Raw genomic sequence first — 17,861 nt, 5'->3', positions numbered from 1 at the left:
TTTTCCGTAATTATTCTGTAACTACAATTGTAGTGCACGGCTATGGCAGCGCGAGCGTCGCCGTGGCCGTGGCGACGGGTTTGCCGCTGTCCTCGGCCGCTAAGATCGGCGCGGGCGAAGGCCAGGATTTGCCGGCCCGGATGATCGTGGCGCGGCAAAGGATGGCCGTGCCGGTGCCGGGGCGCAGGAATTGGGTGTCCAGCGTGACGGTGCCTGCGGGGACGAAATCACCGACGTATCCGGCAAGGGCCAGGATCGTCGTTGTGTCGGCCTGGGCCGCGAGGGCCTGGCCGCTGACGATGCCCGCCCACGCGGGCGAGGCGCGTGTGTGAGGGGCATTCGGGTTGTGGTGTGACCTTCGGTGATCTCGGTCACGGCGAGGTTCGAGGTCGAGGACCCAGGGCGCGAAGTGATCGGCGAGCAGGGCCTGCGCGTCGGCGGGCGTCATTGCACGGCCAGCACGTGGTACATGTCGCGGACCAGAAGGATCTGGCCGTCGATGACCTCCCACAGATGCATGTAGCGGGTCACGACGCGCTGTCTCGCCGACCTGCACGATGGTCTCGCCGATCTCAACCGCGGTGGTGTCGAGAGCCGGTGATGTCGAAGGTCATGAACTGAACGTCGCTGGCACCCGATTGGATGGCGTTTGCATAGTGCTGGACGATGGCATCGCGGCCCTGGATTGAGGCCTCACCGGGCGGCAGGAGGACGGCGTCGGGCGCATAGATCGCGCCAATCGCGGCGAGGTCCTGGGCGTTGTAGGCGTCCACGAGGGCGGCCATGCGGGCGATGACGGGGTTGGAGGTGTCGTTCGATTGGGCCTGGGCCGCGAGGGGCAGGAGGAGGGCGAGGCAGAACAGGAGGGCGCGCATGGGGTCTTCCTTATGGGTCAATCAATGGGCGTGAGTGTGGGCGCGGGAGGTGGGGTGTGGCAAGGGGGGTGAGTTGTCAAGCGTTGCAACCGGGGGTTAAGGTGTTGGCTTTGTTTGGGAAAGGGATTTTTAACGGTTTGTTAAGGTGAGAGCGAGCGAGTTCTTGGTGGGTTTCGCCCACCTTGCGGACAGCATGTAGGGTGGGTGAAACCCACCATTCGAAACCCAGACGTTAACCAAGTTCGCGGCATGGTCTGCCCATGTCCAACTATCGCCGATTGCGGGTGCCCGGTGGCACATATTTCTTCACCGTAAATTTGGCCATTCGTGGCGATGACCTGTTGGTGTCGCGGATCGACGATTTGCGGGCGGCGTATCGTGACGTGGCGAAAGATATGCCATTTCAGACCCGCGCGGTTGTGGTCTTGCCCGATCATCTGCACACGATCTGGACCTTGCCAGAAGGCGACGCCGACTTCTCGACGCGTTGGAAGAAAATCAAACGCGGCTTTTCGGTTCGCATTGGGGATTGCCGGAATCGCAGTTCCAGCAAGCGGGCGAGAGGCGAGGCCGGAATATGGCAGCGGCGGTTTTGGGAGCGCAACATCCGCGATGAGGCGGAGTTGGCGATGGCGTTGCGGTATGTGTGGGGCAATCCGGTGAAACACGGGTTGGTCGCGCGGGCGGTGGATTGGCCGTATTCGTCGGTGCATCGGGAGGTACGGGCAACGGCGCATTGCCGTCATGGGGGATTTGACGGTGTGGGTGTAGAGTGGGTGAAACCCACCGATGGTGGCACGTAGGTGGTCAAGACCCGGTGACCGGTGTGTTGCCGTTGAGAGTGGAGGTTCGGGTTGTTCGGTCAGGTGCGCGAATTGCCGCATGGCAGGCGCGTGAGGATTCGTGTTCGGATGGTGGGTTTCACCCACCCTACGCTTCCGGCTTAATCACGTCTGCCGATCTCTTCGCGAGCTAGGATTGCATAGTTTTCGGTTGGTCAGTTGATGGCCAGCAGCGTAAAAACGTCCTATCGAGCAAGCATCGGTTGTTGCGAAGCCCAAACTTCCGATCTTGTGCCGCCTGCACTGCCTCCAGTTCGGCTGCTGCTGCCATATAGTGCTTCCTCCGCGGCCAAAGCGACAATGCCTCTGCGACCCTCGTAGCTTTGGCTTCCGTCGGCCCATTCGTTAAGTTCATCCATTCCGATCTTGCGTCACTACCGGAAATGAATGTCCTGCGATCATGACTGTAGACCCAAAGTTCTCCGGTAGCTTCTTGAAGACAAGACATTAGCTTCTTGGGCCATTTGCATCTCCGAGATTGACCCGCATCGAATAGTGACCTCGTGTGACCAGATTCCGGCGATGCATCTGGATGCGTACGCCGGAGCACCGTGTTCACAAGCACGTCAACGAAGTCCTCTACAATCGCTGACACGAAAGTCACCGACATTGCACTGAGACAAGCGCCAGTGTTGGAGAACATGAAAGGCGCAACAACTCCTACAGCAATGAGCCACGTCACTCTGACGACTCTTGCGTGGCATCAGATTAACTAGGATTGTGGACTAGAACTGGTAACCAATCGGGACATTTCCCCTCAACGTCACCTGCAAATCAAACACTTCGCCGTCAGTCGTCTCGCACACCCCGATCGCCGTGATGTTCACGCCCGTGTAGCGGAATTCGCAGCGCATGCACCGGCCTCCATCGCTCGTTAAGATCGCCGTGCCAAAGCCCGCTTCGGTGTCGGCGAGGATGGAGGCGGTTTCGCGGAGGATGGAGCCTCCGGCGGCGCTCTGTAGCAGCTCAAGCCCCTGATTGGCGCCCTCGCGGACGGCGACCCAGCGGCCGGTGAAGGTCTCGTATTGGGTCTGGATCGTCATCTCGCCGGAATTGCGCAGGACGGTTTGGGTGATGTCGCCGGTGCCGGTGAGGCCCGTGCGCCGCGACATGATGAGGGTTTCGGGGGCGCTGGCGCAGGCGGTGAGGGTTGCGACAAGAGCCACGAGGGTTCCCCACTTTCCGGCTTTTTCGAGACGGGTTTCCCTGCCTCTCGCCTGCGCCTCGAACGGGAACCCCGTCACACGCTTTTTTGTGACTCCGGTAAGTGGGCTATACATCAAGTTCCTCAACGAAACGGGCGTTCTCCTGGATGTATTGGAAGCGGAGTTCGGGTTTTTTGCCCATGAGGCGCTCGACGAGGTCGCCGGTTTCGCCCGGCACATCGTCGTCGACAGTGACGCGGATGAGTTTGCGGGTTTTGACGTCCATCGTGGTTTCTTTCAGGTCCTTGGCGTCCATTTCGCCGAGGCCCTTGAAGCGGGAGACGTCGATTTTTCCTTTGCCGCCCAGACCTTTGGCGAGCCATTCGTCACGCTCGGCCTCATCAATGCAATAGACGCGTTTGCGCGCCTTGGGTGAGGCGGAAGAGGGCGGGCAGGCGAGATAGAGGTGGCCCTGATCGATCATCGGGCGCATCTGAGTGAAGAAGAAGGTCATCAGGAGGCGACGCGATATGGGCGCCGTCGACATCCGCGTCGGTCATGATGATGATCTTGTCGTAGCGCAGGTCGTCGATGTTGAACTTCGTGCCGAGGCCGACGCCGAGGGCCTGCGTGAGGTCGGAGATTTCGGCGTTGGAGGTGAGTTTCGCGGAGGCAGCACCCAGGACGTTGAGGATCTTGCCGCGCAGCGGCAGGAGGGCTTGGGTCTTGCGGTCGCGGGCCATCTTGGCGGAGCCGCCGGCGCTGTCGCCTTCGACGATGAACAGCTCGGTGCCTTCACGGGCGGTTTGGGAGCAATCGACGAGCTTGCCGGGGAGGCGGAGTTTCTTGGTGGCGGATTTGCGCGCGGTCTCCTTCTCCTGCCGGCGGCGGAGGCGTTCTTCGGCGCGCAGGACGAGGAAATCGAGGATGGCGCCGGCTTCCTTGGTGTTCTGCCCCAGCCAATTGTCGAGGTGGTCGCGGACGGCGCCTTCGACGAGGCGCCCGGCCTCGGTCGTCGCCAGGCGGTCCTTGGTTTGGCCGACGAATTCGGGCTCGGAGATGAAGCAGCTTACAAGCGCGCAGGCGCCGCCGGCGAGGTCATCGCGGGTGATATGGGCGGCCTTCTTGTTGTTGGCGAGCTCGCCGTAAGCCTTGATGCCCTTGAGGACGGCGGCGAAGAAGCCCGCGACGTGGGTGCCGCCTTCGGGTGTGGGGACGGTGTTACAGTAGGATTGCATGAAGCCGTCGCGCGTTGGGGTCCAGTTGATGGCCCATTCGACGGAGCCGGGGACGCCGAAGCGGGGTTGGAATTCGACTTTGCCGGCGAAGGGTTTGTCGGAATAGACCGGCGCGGTTCCGAGCGTCTCGCTGAGGTAGTCGGAGAGGCCGCCGGGGAAGTGGAAGGTGGCCTCCGTCGGGGTTTCGCCATCGTCGATCTCAGACTTCCAGCGGATTTCGACGCCGGAGAAGAGGTAGGCCTTGGAGCGGACCATTTTGTGGAGCCGCGCGGGCTTGAAGCGGTGGGAGCCGAAGATCTGTTCGTCGGCGTGGAAGGTGACGGCGGTGCCGCGGCGGTTGGGGGTGGTGCCGAGTGACTGGACGGGGCCTTGCGGGATGCCGCGGGAGAAGTCTTGCGCGAAGAGCTCGCGGTTGCGGGCGACTTCGACGCGGACGTGGTCCGACAGCGCGTTGACGACAGAGACGCCCACACCGTGGAGGCCGCCGGAGGTCTGGTAGGCCTTGCCGGAGAATTTGCCGCCTGCGTGCAGCGTGCAAAGGATGACTTCGAGCGCGGATTTGTCGGGGAATTTCGGGTGCGGATCGATGGGGATGCCGCGGCCGTTGTCGGTGATGGTGACAGAGATAGTCGGCATGGAGCGTCACTTCGATGCGGTTGGCATGGCCTGCAACGGCCTCGTCCATGGAATTGTCGAGCACCTCGGCCACAAGGTGGTGCAGCGCGCGTTCATCGGTGCCGCCGATGTACATGCCGGGGCGTTTGCGGACGGGTTCCAACCCTTCCAACACCTCAATGGAAGAGGCGTCATAGGCTGTCGCGTCGGGCTGGCCCGAAAGGAGATCGTCTGCCATGGCTCTGCTCTATATTGTAGGCTGTTTCGGCAAATATGGCAGGTTTAGGGGGCAGGGGAAGGGGACCTGCACAGCTTCGCAAACGATATCTCAGGCGCCTGTAAGCAGTGGCTGGGCGGCGCGCTGATCCGGGAACAGGCATTGTGCGAACTGGGGGAGTCTTACTTTTCCAACGCCTCGCGAAATTGCGGGCGGCATTGGCTGGAAAGGGTTGACCTGCCGGATACCCAATACGGCGGCATCGGCATCGATACCGGCTTGGCCGGGCTCAATACTAACAGTGAACAAGCATGGAACCGCGCATGCGCGGTGCTGTCAGCTCGTCTCAGCCGGTGTTTGCGGGACGGTTGTGGTCTGCAAGTAGTACGGATCCGCCCCGTCAAAGCCGAAATAGTGATCCAGCGTTGCGTCGTTCAGCAGGTTGCGATGATAGGCAATTGATCCGAGCGCAATGAGTTCGGACAGTTCCTCAGGGGTCATAGTTCCGTTTTCCAAAGCGGCGATCCCGGCCTCGACCTGGTTCGCGACCTCATAGTTCATCAAATCGAACGCCGTGTCATGGAGGGCCTCAGCGTCTTCCGTCGTCAAAGCGCCCGCTTCGATCAACGGCGCAAAATGGTCGTAGGTGTAGTTCGGCCACCCGTCGGATATGTCGCCGCCGGCCAGTTCGTCATTCATGTTGCCGGACACGAAAGCGGAGTGATCCCGCATGAGGGCCGCCGTTGCCATTGCAAACCCGATCGCTGCTGCCGACAAGCTGACCCAGCTGACGGTCATGGCGCCGTTTTGTTTCGTCACGAATGCGCGCACCCGCATCCAAATCACTTCCGAAGAAAGGTAGGTCAGCATTTTTCTTTGCCTTTGCCGCTCTGATTTGACGATTTTCGGTTATTTTACGCGTTTATCGTCTGGCCCATAGTCAAGGGCTGGTTTCGTATCTTGTTCTGTTTTTGGTGCTTTGCTTTCTCCCTAGATGTCGTTGGTGTCATTTTTGTGGCCGCTGGGGCGGGTAGGGTTCGACTGTGATTTGAAACCGGTTTGTGATCATCGCAGGGCAGCATTCACGCGAGGGGTCGGATCGCTTCGGTACCACATGGCCAGAGGTGTACAGACCGCGCTTTCCCTCAAAGGAGCGCGCGCATTTTGGCATTTTCAGCTTGTCTGCGAGGGCGCCTGTGGGGCGCTTGCAGTCGACATGTAATAGGGATCTGACCCGTCAAAGCCGAAGTAGTAATCCAGAACCGCCGGGTCGACGAGATTACGTTGTCGCGCGATCGAGGCGATCGAGATCAACTGGCCAAGCTGTTCGCTGGTCAGAACATCGTTTTCCAACTGCTCGAGGCCGGCTTCAAGCTCTGACATCAGCGTGTGGTTCATCATCCCGCCGGCCAGATCGTGGAAACCCGCGGCGGTTGCTTCGTCCAGGGCGCCGGCTTCCAGCATGGGCTGGAAATGGCTGGCGTAGAATTCTACCCAATCGTCCTGCATCTGCCGGTCGCGCATCTCGCCATCCACCTGGCTTGCGACCAGGTTGAAAACATCGGTCAGCTCATCGTTGGTGGCCATGGCAAGACCAACGCAAAGCGCGGCCAAGGCGACCCAGTCGGTGGTCGTCACACCGTCTTCGGCCGAAAGAAAATCAGCGAAGTAGCGCGTTGGGCGTGGTTGGTTTTGAACAGACTGTGTCATCCTGTTGGCCCGTTATTGCCGTTGCCATTACCGTTGTTGCCGTTTCCGTTGCCGCCACCGTTGATACAGCCTTGGCCGTTGCCGCCACCGTTGCCTTGGTTGCACGACGGGCCGGAATAGGGGGTGTCGCCCGCATCGGGGGCATTCGAGGCGGTCATGTACGAGGCATCGCCGCTGTCAAAGCCGAAATGTTCGTCCAGCAGCGCATCCGGGACGAGGTTGCGCTGGTGCGCGACGGACGCGATTGCGACGAGTTCGGCGAGTTCAGATGCAGTGATGGTTCCGTTTTCGATGGCCGCGATGCCGGCTTCGAGGCGCGAGAGGACTTCGTGGTTCATCATGTCAAAGGCATCGCTGTGCAGATAAGCAGCCTGGCCTTCGGTCAGGTAACCGGAGTCAATCAGCGGACCGAAGTGTTCCGAGATGTAGTGCGGCCAGTCATCCGCAAGGTCGCCGTCAGCAAGTTCTGCATTCATATTGCCTGCGACCATTCCATTGATATCCGTAAACACGGCGGCCGTGGCCAGCGCGAAGCCCACGGCAAGACCTGTTAACGCGGTCCAATCGGTTGTGATTGCGCCACGTTCTTCGACTGCGAAGGCACTAAACTGGATACAGATACTCACGGACTTGGGCTTTCGTTACTTTGCAACAAAAGTTATGCGCCCAGAAGCGGGCAGGAATGTGGCGCATTGGGCGCCAGCCGAGAACAATTGCCGGGCCATTCGTGGACAATCGCTGCGCAATTGTGTGCCGAGCGGTGCAAAACGGCCCTTGCCCCGCCCGGATGGCCGACCGATACACACGGCCATGCATGTATTCCGTCAGTTGATCCGCGCGGTGACGATTGCGTGCGTGCCTGCCCTGTGGCCGGGCGCGTCGAGCGCGCATCCTCATATCTTCATTGACGCCGGTTTGCGGCTGATCGTGGAAGAGGGGCGGGTGACGGCGGTGGAGGTCACCTGGCTTTACGATGGGCTCTATTCGCTGATCTTGCTGGAGGATTACGGGCTGGACGAGGATTTCGACCTGGCCCTGACCGCGGCGGAGGTTGAGGCGACACTTGGCTTTGACCTGAACTGGAACAGCGGCTTTGAAGGCGGGCTGGAGCTGCGCCGGGGCGATGTTGCGCTTGCAGATCGGCGCGCCCGAGGCGCTTTCAATGGAATTGGTGGGCGAGGGGCAGATACGCACGACCCATCGCCGCCCTGTCAGCGATCCCGGCGGGGACGGCCCCGTGGTGGCGCAGGCCTATGATCCGGAGTTCTACATCGCCTTCGAGATGACCGGTCAGATGGCGGTCGAGGGGGCGGAATGTGTGCCGGAGCTGGTCCGCGCGGATCTGGACGCGGCCTATGCGGCGCTGGATGCCGCGATGGAGGAGATCGGCGGGGCCGTGGCGGCGGAAGACAATTTTCCGCCCGTCGGCGCGTATTTCGCAGACAGGGTTGTGTTTGAATGCGGTGGGTGATGGCCGCCGCAGCCGTGCTGGTGCTGGTGCTGGGTCTATGGTTTTGGCTCTCGGGCGGTGACAGGGTTGTGACCGCATGGGCGCTGGAGGGCCAGCGCGCCGCACAGGAGGCGATGGCGGCCGCCTTGCGCCGGTTGCGCGCCGGGGACCCTGCCGCCGTCTTTGGGCTGATGTCGATCTGCTTCGGATACGGCTTCTTTCACGCGGCGGGGCCGGGCCACGGAAAGCTGTTGATCGGCGGCTATGGGGCGGCGCGTGCGGTGGGCGCATGGCGGCTTTCGGGTGTGGCATTGGCCTCCAGCCTGGCGCAGGGGCTGACGGCGGTGGCGCTTGTAGGCGTGGGCCTGTGGCTGGTCGGGTGGAGCCGCGAGCAGATGACCGAGAGCGCGGATCGCCTGTTTGCGCCGCTGAGTTTTGCCGCCATTGCGCTGGTGGGCCTGTGGCTGGCCGTTCGGGGCGCGCGTGGTCTGTGGCGCGCGCGGCGCGCAGCGGGGCACACCCATGACCATGATCACGCCCATACGGGCGACGGGCAGACCTGCTCCACCTGCGGCCATGCCCATGGCCCTGACCCGGAGGCGCTGGCAAAGGCAACAAGCCCGCGCGAGGTCGCGGCCCTGATCGCCGCCATTGCGATCCGCCCCTGTACCGGCGCGCTTTTCTTGCTGATCCTGACCGCGCAACTGGGCGTGTTCTGGGCCGGGGTCGCGGGCACCGTTGCGATGTCGCTGGGAACGGCATCTGTCACGGTGGCTGTGGCGCTTGCCTCGGTCGGATTGCGGCAGGGCGTGCTTGCGGGCCTCGCAGGCGGAGCGGCCCTCGCACGGGTGCAGCCCTGGATCGAGTTGGTGGTCGGCGCGATCATCGTGGGGCTTGCAACTCAATTGGCCATCGCCGCGCTTTGAACGCGACTTGTCGGTTGGGCACCATGGGCGTAAGCCGCGCCCATGACATTCGCCGAGCATATCCGCGCCACGCTGAAACTCGGCCTGCCCCTGATCGGCGGGCAATTGGCCCAAACCTTCATCGGCGTGACAGATACCGTCATGATGGGGTGGTATGGGGTCGAGGAATTGGCGGCGGTCGCGCTTGGGTCGAGCTATTTCCACCTGATCCTGATCATGGGAATGGGCTTTTCGCTGGCGGTTATGCCGATGGTTGCGGCGGCTGCGGCGAAAGAGGATGCGGTGCAGGTGCGGCGCGTCACACGGATGGGGCTTTGGATCGGCATCGCATTCGGGGCTTTGTCCCTGCCGCTTTTCTGGTTTTCGGAGGCCATCCTGCTTGAGGCCCGGCAAGACCCGCAGGTCGCGGCCGATGCGCAAAGCTATCTGCGCATTGCGGGCCTCGCGATTTGGCCCGGTGTGCTTCTCATCGCGCTGCGATCGCATCTCAGCGCACTGGACCGCCCCGGCATCGTGCTTTGGGCCTGGCTGGGCGGTTTGGTGCTGAACGCCTTCGTCAACTGGGTGCTGATCTTTGGCAATCTTGGCGCGCCAGAACTCGGCATCAAGGGGGCGGCCATCGCCTCGCTTGGCACGCATCTTCTGATTTTCGCCATCCTCGTCCTCTACGCGGCGCGCGGTCCCGGCATGCGGGTCTATGCGCTGTTCGTCCGCTTCTGGCGCCCGGATTGGGAGGCGATGGGGCAGGTCTTCCGGCTGGGCGCGCCCATCGCCGTCACACTGTTGTCCGAGGCGGGGCTGTTCATGGCGACGATGATCCTGATGGGCTGGATCGGAACGCTGGAGCTTGCCGCCCATGGCATCGCGCTGCAGATCATTTCGGTCACGTTCATGGTGCATATCGGCCTGAGTTCCGCCGCCACGATCCGGGTGGGCCGGGCATGGAGCCTCGGCGATCCTGTCGGCCTGCGCCGCGCAGCCTGGGCGGCCCTGCTTTTGTCGGCGCTGATGGTGGCCGCCACTATCGCGCTGCTGATTGCCGCCGCGGCCCCGCTTGTGGGCCTTTTCGTGGATCCCAGCGACCCGTTGCGCCCGCAGATCATCGCCATTGGCGTCAGCCTTCTGATCGTGGCCTGCTTCTTTCAACTGGCCGATGCGGCGCAAGTCATGGCTCTGGGCCTGTTGCGTGGCCTGCAGGACACGACGATCCCGATGCTCTACGCCTTTGTGGCCTATTGGATCATCGGCGTGCCGCTGGCCTACGCTCTCGGCTTCCCGCTGGGCTTTGCGGGCGAGGGGATCTGGGCGGGTCTTGCCATTGGCCTCGCGGGGGCAGGGCTCGTCCTGATCCTGCGCTTCCGCAGTCTGGCCACGGCGCTCGCCCCCGCACAGCAAGCGGCCTGACCCGCCTTCCTTGTTTCAAAAATACCTTCGGGGGCGCGCGCCAGCGCGTGGGGGGCAGACAGCCCCCCGACGACCGCGCCATTCCGCGAGAAGGCCTCCGTTTGGCAAAAGCAGATTTCCCTTGGAAAGCTGCCCCCGGCGACGACGCAGTCGGCGCAATTCCTTTATCTGTCTGTCCCTTAGCCGTCGGCCAGCTTGCCCAACACACGCGCCCAGGATCGGATGCCCTTATGAAAGCTCTCCACATCGTACTTTTCGTTCGGCGAATGGATCGCATCATCATCCTTGCCGAAACCGGCCAGCACCAGAATCCATGCCCAGGATCGTCTTGAAATACCCCGCAACCGGGATCGATCCGCCGCAGCCGATAAAGGCGGCCTCTGCGGGCCATTCGTCTGACAAGCGCCTCTCTTGCCTTCTCGAATATCGGATGGCTTGTGTCCATCAGCCCGGCAGGGGAGGCGCCGTGTTCCTTGAAGCTGACAGAGCAATCGGGCGGCATCTGCGCCAGCACCCAATCGCGGAAATTCTCGCGCAGGCGCAGCGGGTCTTGCCCTGCAACCAGCCGGAAGCTGATCTTGGCATGGGCCTCAGACGGCAGCACGGTCTTGAAGCCGGCGCCGGTATAGCCGCCCCAGATGCCGTTCACTTCTGCGGTGGGGCGCGACCAGATCATCTCAAGCCCCGGGCGGCCCACTTCGCCGGCCGGGTGGCTGAGGCCCACGGGGCCCAGGAAGGCCTCTGCGTCAAAGCCAAGCCCGTCCCATTGGGCTTTCAGGTCCGGTTCCAGTTCCGGGATGCCATCGTAGAAGCCGGGCACCTGGATCACGCCGTGATCGTCGTGCAGATTGGCCAGCACACGGTTCAGCACGCGGATCGGGTTCATCGCGACGCCGCCGAACATGCCCGAGTGCAGGTCGATGCGGGGGCCGGTCACCGTGATCTCTTCCTGCAACATGCCGCGCAGCTGGGTCACGATCCCCGGCACGCCATCGGCATAGAGGCCTGTGTCACAGATCAACGCGACCTCGGCCTTCAGCTCGTCCGCGTTTTCCTCAAGAAACGGCACCAGCGAGGGGGAGCCGCTTTCTTCTTCGCCTTCCAGGAATATCGTGACTTTTGCCGGTAGCTTGCCCGTTTCGGCCTTCCAGGCGCGGCAGGCCTCCACAAAGGTCATCAACTGGCCCTTGTCGTCGGCGGCACCCCGCGCGCGTATCACGGGCGTGCCGTTCTGATCCTCGATCACCGGATCGAAGGGGTCACGGTTCCACAACTCCAGCGGATCGACCGGCTGCACATCATAATGGCCGTAAAACAGGACATGTGGCCCGTCATCGCTGCCGTGGGCCACAACCATCGGATGACCGGTTGTGGGGCGGACCGACGCCTCAAACCCCAGACCCGACAATTCCTCCGCCAGCCAATCGGCGGCGCGGCCGACATCAGCATCATAGGCCGGGTCGGTGGAGATGGAGCGGATGCGCAGCAGGTCAAACAGGCGCGCGGTGGCGGCGTCGAGATCTTGGTCGATGCGGGCGAGAACGGCGTCGAGGGACATGGGACCTCCGATTGGGGTTGGGATTTTCCGCAACTTGGGCGCTTGTCGTGCGGGGTGCAACCAATCTGCTGCGACTGCGGCTCCCGCGAATGTGAACGCCTGTGAGATGGGTTTCTGCACTGTATGCGATAGCGTACCGCTATCACGCCCGTCACGGGCAGGGACACACCAGACAGCCAGGGATAGACCTCCACATGAGCCATCGTATTTTCGCAGCGAGCGCAATCGCCGCTGCCCTTTTCGCCACCTCCGCCGCCGCAGACGGTCATAGCTGCACTTTTGAGGCCGAAATCCCCGATTTCACGCAAGAACAGATCGACGCGCTTTACGAATGTGTCGCGGATGAGCTGCTGGAGAATTACCAGAGCGGCGACAACGAAGTGGCTGCCGTCTACCGCGACTGGGGCCATGCCCAGACCGGTCCTGCGGCGCCCGGGCATGCATGGCGGCAGGTTCCTGAACACCTTCGTCAATGAAGTGGGTTATGAGGCCTATATCCAATACGAAGAAGATGATGAGAGCTTCGAGATGCCGGTTGGCACCGTCATCGCCAAGGAAAGCTATACGTTGCGTGACAACGCTCCGCGCCGTGGCCCGCTGTTCATCATGACGCGCGGCACAACCGACGAATTCCCGGACACCGATGGATGGTTCTATTCGGCCGTGCAGCCCAACGGGAACCCAATGAACATCAGCCAGTCGTTCTGCCATGATTGCCATGGCGGGTTCAGCTTTTCGGACAGCCTTGGCTACCCCGCCTTTGACGTGCGATTGGGCAGCGAATAACCTGTCACAAGTCAGGCCCCTGCCGAAGGGCTGGGGCCTTTTCCCATTTGACGTCACGGCTTGACCCAGATCAAAGTCGGCAACGCGGCATTTTGTAACTTGGCCTCACAGGCCTTTGCGCCATATGTCAGGCCAAACGGGGGAACCCCCGCAGCCATCGAACTGACGGGCCAGGAGGCTGGCCCGCTCAAGGAGACCGCCAGTGAACTACGACACCGCGCTCGACGCTGCCCTGGGCAAGCTGCACGAGGAAGGCCGCTACCGCACGTTCATCGATATCGAACGGCACAAGGGCAACTTCCCCATGCAGTCTGGAAAAAGCCGGATGGGTCCGAGCAGGAGATCACGGTCTGGTGCGGCAATGACTATCTTGGCATGGGCCAGCACCCGGTTGTTCTGGAGGCGATGCACGAGGCGCTGGAGGCGACCGGCGCAGGCTCGGGCGGGACACGCAACATCTCGGGCACCACAGTCTATCACAAGGCGTTGGAGGCAGAGCTTGCGGACCTGCACCAAAAAGAGGCCGCGTTGGTCTTTACCAGTGCCTATATTGCCAATGACGCCACTTTAAGTACGCTGCCTAAGCTGTTCCCGGGCCTCATTATTTATTCCGATGCGCTCAACCATGCCTCGATGATCGAAGGTGTGCGCCGCAATGGCGGAGCCAAGCGGATCTTCCGCCACAATGATGTAGAACATCTTCGTGGATTGCTGGCGGCGGATGACCCGGAGGCGCCCAAGCTGATCGCGTTTGAGTCGATCTATTCGATGGACGGCGACTTTGGCCCAATTGAGGCGCTGTGCGATCTGGCCGAAGAATTCGGCGCGCTCACCTACCTTGATGAAGTGCACGCGGTCGGCATGTACGGCCCGCGCGGCGGTGGCGTTGCAGAACGCGACGGTCTGCTGGACCGGGTCGACATCATCAACGGGACACTTGGCAAAGCGTTTGGCGTACATGGCGGCTATATCGCAGCCTCTGCGAAAATGTGTGATGCTGTGCGGTCTTACGCGCCGGGGTTCATCTTCACGACGTCGCTGCCACCGGTGGTTGCGGCGGGCGCTGCGGCCTCGGTCCGGCACCTCAAGACCGATCAGGCCTTGCGCGATCTGCATCAAGAGCGTGCGAAGGTCCTCAAGCTCCGCCTGAAGGCGCTGGGGCTGCCGATTATTGACCATGGCAGCCATATCGTGCCCGTCATGGTCGGCGATCCGGTGCACACCAAGGCGATCTCGGACATGCTGCTGGAAGATTTTGGCATCTACGTGCAGCCGATCAACTACCCGACCGTGCCACGGGGCACGGAGCGTCTGCGGTTCACGCCGTCGCCGGTCCACGACCCGAACATGCTGGACGGTTTGGTGCAGGCGATGGATGGGCTGTGGTCGCATTGCGCGCTGAATCGCCAGGAACTGGCCGGGTAATCGCGCTGCCCTGTGCCTTGATCCGCGCCAATGTGGCACAGGCTTGGGCATCCCCCGAATTTTCGGAAAAATAATGGGCTGAAACGCGCCGAAACGCAGCGTTTCGCCTGCATGCGGGGTGCAACCGATGCGCACGCCATGGTATCGGTCGAAAAAGTCGGCGGATATTCTTTGGGAATCATCCGTTTTGGGGTAACATCTTGGGACAAACGGGCGGCACACCACAATTCGTGGTGGCTGGACCCATAGAGATCGGGGCAGGCCGCATGGGCCATGACAACGATCAGTATAGGGGCGATGGACAGTGGGACGCACATGGCGCGTTCGACGTCTCCTCTGATGCCGATCCGTCTCCAGCCCCCGTCTTCGATGGTTATGATCTGCACGACGTACCCCTTGGCGATCTGCTGAGGGGAGAGCGCGCGACTCTCGGAAAAAGCCTGCTTGATGTGGAGCGTGAGTTGCGCATCCGCGCCACGTATATCGCGGCCATCGAAAACGGCGATGTGGGCGCGTTCCAATCGCCCGGTTTCATTGCGGGCTATGTCAGGTCTTACGCACGGTATCTGGGCATCGATCCGGAATGGACCTTCCGCCGCTTTTGCGAAGGGACGGGCTTTCGCGGTATCCACGGCGGAGCGGCCGGACAGGCCGGTGACGTCAAGCGTAGGGTCAGCGAGGCACCGCGCCGGCTGGACCCGAACGAGGTCATGTCGTCGACCCGGATCTCTTACGCGCCCGTCAAAGACAGCGTGTTTGCGCAGGTGGAGCCCGGCGCGCTTGGTTCGATTGCCGTGTTGGTCGTTCTGGCCTGCGGCATTGGCTATGGCGCTTGGGCCATTCTGCACGACATTCAGCGCCTGAACATCGCCCCCATTGATGAGGCGCCCGCCGTGCCGCTGGCACAGCTTGATCCCCTTGCTGGCGCCTCGGGAGGGGCGTTCGATGTGGCGCAAGGCTTTGATATCGCGGTTCCCGGACCGGAAAGCGTGGATCGCCTCTACCGTCCGCAAGCGCTTGAGGCGCCGGTCCTGACCCCAAGGGATGGCGCGATTGGAACCGTGGACCCGAACGAGGTCGGCGCGTTGGCCGACGCTGCGCCGCGCGTCGCACCGCAACTGGGCGGCGGGGCCGTTGCCCCGACCGTGCAGGTGACGCAGGCGGCGGATCAGGTGATGATCTTTGCTACGCGGCCCACATGGGTGCGGATTTCGTCCCCCTCGGGCGACACGATTTACGAAGCCACGCTGAATGCGGGCGACTCTTACGTCGTGCCGGAAGGCGATGTGGTGCCCACGTTGCGGTCTGGCAATGCGGGATCCCTGTATTTCGCGGTGAACGGTGTGGCGCTGGGGCCTGCGGGTATCGGCGCCTCCATCGTGCGCGATGTGGAATTGACCGCGGATGCGCTGACGCAATCCTACTCCATCGCCGACACGGAGGCCGATCCGGACTTGACGGAAGTGGCCTCACTTGTGCTGGACGCTGCCGCCATTCCGGCGGCCCCTGTGCAGGTTCCGGTGCAGCAGCAAGCCGTGGTCTATGACCCGACTGGCGCGGGCAATGGGCAGGTGGAAACGGCGCTGGCCCTGTTCCCAGACATTCCGGCGGATGTTGCCGCAGCCATCGTGGCCAGCAACGCATTGCCCGTGGTGGTTCTGACGCCCGATGCCGAGACGGAACGCCCGCTGCCCCGCCCTGACGGCCACCCCAAGCGCCCGGATTTTCCTTGAAAATCCGCCCCTGGCGACCGCCTTGGCGGGCGCAACCTGGACAGCTGGCAAGACCATCCCGACAATTCGCATTGCTTGCATTGTCCAGCCCGCCTGACATGTCTATCTTGGCGGCAAGACCTCAAAAGGGCTGCTCCAGATGTCACATAATCCCATCCGCCCCTGGCGCAACATTGACCGGCGCACGACGCGCCAGATCATGGTGGGCAACGTGCCCGTGGGCGGCGATGCGCCGATCAGCGTGCAGACGATGACCAACACGCTGACGACGGATGCGAAGGCAACGATCGAACAGGTGCAGGCCGCAGCCGAGGCGGGCGCCGATATTGTGCGCGTCTCGGTGCCGGATCAGGAGAGCTCCAAAGCGCTGCACGAGATTGTGCGCGAAAGCCCGGTGCCGATCGTGGCCGATATTCATTTCCACTATAAACGCGGGATCGAAGCGGCCGAGGCGGGTGCGGCCTGCCTGCGGATCAATCCGGGCAATATCGGCAGCGCCGAGCGCGTGAAAGAGGTCATCCAGGCGGCGCGCGACAACAACTGCTCCATCCGGATCGGGGTGAATGCGGGCTCGCTTGAGAAGGCCCTGCTTGAGAAATATGGCGAGCCGACGCCCGACGCGATGGTCGAAAGCGGGCTCGACCACATCAAGATCCTGGAAGACAATGACTTCCTGAACTTCAAGATTTCAATGAAGGCGTCGGACATCTTCATGACGATGGCGGCCTATCAGCAATTGGCGGAACAAACCGACGCGCCGTTCCATCTGGGCATCACCGAGGCGGGCGGTTTCGTGGGCGGCACGGTCAAATCGGCCATTGGCCTGGGAAATCTACTTTGGATGGGCCTGGGCGACACGATGCGGGTCAGCCTGAGTGCGGACCCCGTCGAAGAGGTAAAGATCGGGTTCGAAATCCTCAAATCCCTGGGGCTGCGGCACCGTGGCGTCAACATCATCTCCTGCCCGTCCTGTGCGCGGCAGGGCTTTGACGTGATCAAGACTGTCGAGACGCTGGAACGACGGTTGGAGCATATCAAGACGCCGATGAGCCTGAGCATCATCGGCTGCGTGGTGAACGGCCCCGGCGAGGCGCTGATGACGGATGTAGGGTTCACCGGCGGCGGGGCCGGGTCGGGCATGGTCTATCTGGCCGGCAAACAAAGCCACAAGATGAGCAACGACCAGATGGTCGAGCATATTGTCGAACAGGTCGAGAAAAAGGCCGAAGAGATCGAGGCCGCACGCGCCGCCGCCGATCAGGCCGCGGAATAAGGGAGCGCATGATGAAAACTGCGAAGGATTATTTGGAAGCCGCAAATGCCACGGTCCCGCGCCTATCGGCGGAAGAGGCTGTTGCCAAACACGGCACGGACGGCGCGGTCTTTATCGACGTGCGCGATGGCACCGACATCGCGGCCTCAGGCACGATCGCGGGCGCGCACCGCGTGCCGCGCGGCATGATCGAGTTCCGCGCTGATCCGGCCGTTGAGGCGCTCTACAACCCGATCTTCCAAAAGGATGCAGAGCTTTACCTGATCTGCGGCGCGGGCGGGCAGGCGGCCCTTGCGGGCAAGACCCTGCAGGATATGGGCTTTACCAATGTGACCAACATTGGTGGATTTGCGGCCTGGAAAGAAGCGGGCGGACCAACCGAAAGCTAAGGGCGCAGGCCCTCCCGTGTTGGCATGATGGCTGTGTCATCACGCTGCACTTTGGGCGTGGCGCCGCGGGCGCGGCCAAGGCCGCGCGTCGCGGCGTCGGCGCGCCCTCTCATCGGTGCGATCTGTTTTGGACGTCGCATTCAGGTATTTGAAAAACGAGGAAATGGACAGTTTCCCCTCTAACCGAGGGTCAGCCCCCAGACAGCGCCGGGGCCTTCCTCGTTTGCGGTCATCGGCTCCTCAGCCTGTACCGCGCCGTCACCATGCGACCGCCT

Annotated in this window: 16 protein-coding genes and 3 pseudogenes; 11 read left to right on the top strand and 8 right to left on the bottom strand. The window is 62.4% G+C overall.

The features are described from left to right. Positions 1–40 precede the first annotated feature (40 nt). A complete protein-coding gene (locus tag ACZ1HK_RS03240; protein WP_472627432.1) occupies positions 41–448 on the bottom strand; it encodes a PaaI family thioesterase in 408 nt (135 codons plus the stop codon). A 124-nt stretch (positions 449–572) separates the two neighbouring features. Then, a complete protein-coding gene (locus tag ACZ1HK_RS03235; RefSeq protein WP_472627431.1) occupies positions 573–875 on the bottom strand; it encodes a YybH family protein in 303 nt (100 codons plus the stop codon). Positions 876–1,135: 260 nt separating this feature from the next. Here ACZ1HK_RS03235 and ACZ1HK_RS03230 point away from each other — a divergent pair, with 260 nt between their 5' ends. Beyond that, entirely contained in the window at positions 1,136–1,678 is a 543-nt protein-coding gene (locus tag ACZ1HK_RS03230; protein WP_472627430.1) for an REP-associated tyrosine transposase, read from the top strand. 764 nt (positions 1,679–2,442) lie between these two features. Here ACZ1HK_RS03230 and ACZ1HK_RS03225 read toward each other — a convergent pair. The 5 genes and pseudogenes from ACZ1HK_RS03225 to ACZ1HK_RS03205 form a co-directional block, all read right to left on the bottom strand. Continuing rightward, positions 2,443–2,883 (bottom strand): hypothetical protein, encoded by a 441-nt coding sequence (locus tag ACZ1HK_RS03225; protein ID WP_472627429.1) that lies wholly within the window; start codon positions 2,881–2,883, stop codon positions 2,443–2,445. A gap of 106 nt (positions 2,884–2,989) precedes the next feature. Continuing rightward, positions 2,990–4,953 (bottom strand): annotated as a pseudogene (parE, locus tag ACZ1HK_RS03220) (DNA topoisomerase IV subunit B). A 315-nt stretch (positions 4,954–5,268) separates the two neighbouring features. Then, the gene (locus ACZ1HK_RS03215; RefSeq protein ID WP_472627428.1) at positions 5,269–5,802 is read right to left on the bottom strand and encodes a hypothetical protein; all 534 of its coding nucleotides are present in this window, start codon (positions 5,800–5,802) and stop codon (positions 5,269–5,271) included. A 303-nt stretch (positions 5,803–6,105) separates the two neighbouring features. Then, on the bottom strand, positions 6,106–6,642 hold the full coding sequence (locus ACZ1HK_RS03210; RefSeq protein ID WP_472627427.1) for a hypothetical protein: 537 nt from the start codon (positions 6,640–6,642) through the stop codon (positions 6,106–6,108). Next, entirely contained in the window at positions 6,639–7,181 is a 543-nt protein-coding gene (locus ACZ1HK_RS03205) for a hypothetical protein (protein WP_472627426.1), read from the bottom strand. The genes ACZ1HK_RS03210 and ACZ1HK_RS03205 overlap by 4 nt, the downstream gene beginning before the upstream one ends. 271 nt (positions 7,182–7,452) lie before the next feature. Here ACZ1HK_RS03205 and ACZ1HK_RS03200 point away from each other — a divergent pair, with 271 nt between their 5' ends. From ACZ1HK_RS03200 to ACZ1HK_RS03185, 4 genes are read left to right on the top strand one after another with little or no spacing between them, the layout of a single operon-like run. Continuing rightward, positions 7,453–7,899, top strand: coding sequence for a DUF1007 family protein (locus ACZ1HK_RS03200; RefSeq protein ID WP_472627425.1), 447 nt, complete (start codon positions 7,453–7,455; stop codon positions 7,897–7,899). After that, complete coding sequence (locus ACZ1HK_RS03195) at positions 7,805–8,113, top strand: DUF1007 family protein (protein ID WP_472627424.1); 309 nt, start codon at positions 7,805–7,807, stop codon at positions 8,111–8,113. Before ACZ1HK_RS03200 ends, ACZ1HK_RS03195 begins: the two co-directional genes overlap by 95 nt. Then, positions 8,113–9,018: a nickel/cobalt transporter gene (locus tag ACZ1HK_RS03190; protein WP_472627423.1), complete on the top strand. Its 906-nt coding sequence runs from the start codon at positions 8,113–8,115 to the stop codon at positions 9,016–9,018. The genes ACZ1HK_RS03195 and ACZ1HK_RS03190 overlap by 1 nt, the downstream gene beginning before the upstream one ends. A gap of 42 nt (positions 9,019–9,060) precedes the next feature. Beyond that, complete coding sequence (locus ACZ1HK_RS03185; RefSeq protein ID WP_472627422.1) at positions 9,061–10,422, top strand: MATE family efflux transporter; 1,362 nt, start codon at positions 9,061–9,063, stop codon at positions 10,420–10,422. 179 nt (positions 10,423–10,601) lie between these two features. On the opposite strand, the pseudogene ACZ1HK_RS03180 reads toward ACZ1HK_RS03185, so the two are convergent. Next, positions 10,602–11,980: pseudogene (locus ACZ1HK_RS03180) on the bottom strand (M20/M25/M40 family metallo-hydrolase). 194 nt (positions 11,981–12,174) lie between these two features. Between ACZ1HK_RS03180 and ACZ1HK_RS03175 the strand changes: the two are divergent. From ACZ1HK_RS03175 to ACZ1HK_RS03150, 6 genes and pseudogenes are all read left to right on the top strand, one after another. Then, positions 12,175–12,456, top strand: a complete 282-nt coding sequence (locus ACZ1HK_RS03175; protein ID WP_472627421.1) for a hypothetical protein — start codon at positions 12,175–12,177, stop codon at positions 12,454–12,456. Next, positions 12,419–12,766, top strand: coding sequence for a hypothetical protein (locus ACZ1HK_RS03170; protein ID WP_472627420.1), 348 nt, complete (start codon positions 12,419–12,421; stop codon positions 12,764–12,766). Before ACZ1HK_RS03175 ends, ACZ1HK_RS03170 begins: the two co-directional genes overlap by 38 nt. 202 nt (positions 12,767–12,968) lie before the next feature. After that, positions 12,969–14,191, top strand: a pseudogene (hemA, locus tag ACZ1HK_RS03165) (5-aminolevulinate synthase). 200 nt (positions 14,192–14,391) lie between these two features. Continuing rightward, entirely contained in the window at positions 14,392–15,924 is a 1,533-nt protein-coding gene (locus ACZ1HK_RS03160; RefSeq protein WP_472627419.1) for a helix-turn-helix domain-containing protein, read from the top strand. Between the two features lie 139 nt (positions 15,925–16,063). Beyond that, positions 16,064–17,197, top strand: a complete 1,134-nt coding sequence (gene ispG / locus ACZ1HK_RS03155; RefSeq protein ID WP_472627418.1) for a flavodoxin-dependent (E)-4-hydroxy-3-methylbut-2-enyl-diphosphate synthase — start codon at positions 16,064–16,066, stop codon at positions 17,195–17,197. A gap of 11 nt (positions 17,198–17,208) precedes the next feature. Next, a complete protein-coding gene (locus ACZ1HK_RS03150; protein WP_472627879.1) occupies positions 17,209–17,586 on the top strand; it encodes a rhodanese-like domain-containing protein in 378 nt (125 codons plus the stop codon). The last annotated feature ends 275 nt before the right edge of the window (positions 17,587–17,861 follow it).

The organism is Gymnodinialimonas sp. JB5-7, assembly GCF_055693405.1.
The sequence above is the reverse complement of the archived record's forward strand: the minus strand, read 5'-3'. Positions and strand labels throughout refer to the sequence as shown.